At 71.3% G+C, this 1,800-nt stretch carries 2 protein-coding genes and 1 pseudogene; 1 reads left to right on the top strand and 2 read right to left on the bottom strand.

Going from position 1 to position 1,800, the window contains the following annotated elements; all coding sequences use genetic code 11:
* A pseudogene (locus G6026_RS05320) lies at positions 1-382 on the top strand (bifunctional (p)ppGpp synthetase/guanosine-3',5'-bis(diphosphate) 3'-pyrophosphohydrolase); the annotation flags it as partial.
* Here the strand turns inward: G6026_RS05320 and G6026_RS05325 are convergent.
* Together G6026_RS05325 and G6026_RS05330 are read right to left on the bottom strand one after the other, a co-directional pair.
* Positions 357-992: a hypothetical protein gene (locus G6026_RS05325; RefSeq protein ID WP_107755310.1), complete on the bottom strand. Its 636-nt coding sequence runs from the start codon at positions 990-992 to the stop codon at positions 357-359. The pseudogene G6026_RS05320 and the gene G6026_RS05325 sit on opposite strands and share 26 nt — an antisense overlap.
* Positions 993-1,077: 85 nt before the next feature.
* Positions 1,078-1,752 carry a hypothetical protein gene (locus G6026_RS05330; protein WP_182612431.1) on the bottom strand — a complete coding sequence of 225 codons (675 nt, stop codon included), beginning with the start codon at positions 1,750-1,752 and terminating at the stop codon, positions 1,078-1,080.
* Positions 1,753-1,800: the final 48 nt, after the last annotated feature.

The raw sequence follows: 1,800 nt of genomic DNA on the forward strand, positions 1-1,800 counted from the left end.
GGTCACCGAGCTCGTCCGCGGCGTCTCGGAGGAGAAGACCGCGGGTGAGACGACCCCGCCCTGGCGGGTACGCAAGGAGGGGTACCTCGCCGCGCTCGCGGAGGACTCCGAGGAGTGCCTGCTCATCTCGGCGGCGGACAAGATCCACAATCTGCGCTCGATGGTCGCCGCCCACGAGCGACTGGGTGACGACATGTGGGGGCTCTTCAACGCCGGTCCGCAGGAGAAGCTGTGGTTCTACCGGTCGATCTCGGATGCGGTCGCCCGACGCCTCGGGGACTGCGCGGCCTCGCGGGAGCTCCGCCGGGCGGTGGACGACGTCGCGGCCCTGGCGCCGGCGGACGGCGGGAGAGCGGTCACACCGCCGGGAACTCGGCCTTGATCCGCAGCAGGGTCTTGGCCTGGGTGCGCCCCTCGAGTCCGAGCACCAGCCCGGCGGACTTGAGGCGCCGGGCGAGGTCCGAGTCCGCGGCGAACTCGGACTCGGACTCGATCGTGATCTCCACGCGCCGGCCGCCGTTGAGCAGCACCGACTGCTTGGCGGCGTCCAGTCCGGGGATGTTGGTCCAGCGGATCGGCCCGGGGTCGCGCGGCGAGGCCCCCGAACCCGAGAAGGAGTAGTCGAAGTCCGTGCTCTGGGTGCGGGTCACCTTGCCCCACCCGGCCATCGGGCCCACCCCCACGCGCGCGGCGACGGCGTTGCGGCGGGCGCTGTAGGTGGCGCACTCGATCTCGCAGGCTCCCAGGGTGTTCATCACTCTCAAGGCTTCCTCGAAGCGCTGCCGCAGGCTCCACGCGTCGTACTGGCCGAACGGCACCAGCAGCGGGCGGCCCTCTATGGGCGCCTGCACGTAGACCACCCGCGGGACCACCTCGCCCTCGACCACGTCATATCCCGACCTGACCTGCATGGGCCGCTGGATGACGTCGGTGAGCAGCCCGCGCCTGTCGGTGACCGGCGCGGTCTCGTAGAAGGACACGAGCTGACTCACTGGCGCTCACCTCACTGTTCGAGGTCGCGACGGGTGCGGGACCTGACCCCCAGCGTATCCGCCGCGGGCCGTCGACCCGGCCACCTCACCCGGCCCAGAACTCCACCATCGGCTGGGAGGAGAGCAGGACACCGCCCTCGTAGATCTCCATCCCACCGGCATCGATCGAGTAGACGACGTCGTTGTTGGACACCCACGCGTAACCCCCGGCCACCACCGGGTCGTCCACCTCGACGCCCGCGCCACCCGACGACCCGCGGTAGTAGTACCGACCGTTGTCGGGATTGACGCAGATCGAGAACGCCGCCTGGGTGGTCCGGCCGATCATCACGGCCGGGTCGCCGGCGTTGCAGCGGGCCTGCCGGTTGTCGGTCCACCCCGAGGCGTCGGCTCCCGTCGGGTATCCCGAGGACCCCTGCGGAGCCCGGGCGCCCGGCGCGGGCCGGGTGACCGTGACGGTCTCGCGCTCGGTCGGAGTGGCGTACGCCGTCTCGGTCACGGGTGGGAGCGCGGAGTCGGACAAAGGGGTCGAGGACGTCGAGGAGGTCGTCAAGGCACGACCGGAGGTCTCCCCTGTCATCCCCCCGGGTCGGAGGAGCAGGTAGGCGAGCGCGCCGAGGAGGACCAGACCCAGGACCGCCAGGATCGCGACCAGGGCGATCACCGCGCCCGACACGGAGCGCCGCGGTTCAGGCCGATAACCCTGCTGCCCCCACCTCTCGCGCGGTCCGTCGGACCCGTCATCCCAGCCATACGACATCGGACCACTCCCCCGCTACGGCCGGCCCGGATCCGGACGGCTCGTACA

Source organism: Dietzia sp. DQ11-38-2 (assembly GCF_014145055.1).
GTDB lineage: Bacteria > Actinomycetota > Actinomycetes > Mycobacteriales > Mycobacteriaceae > Dietzia.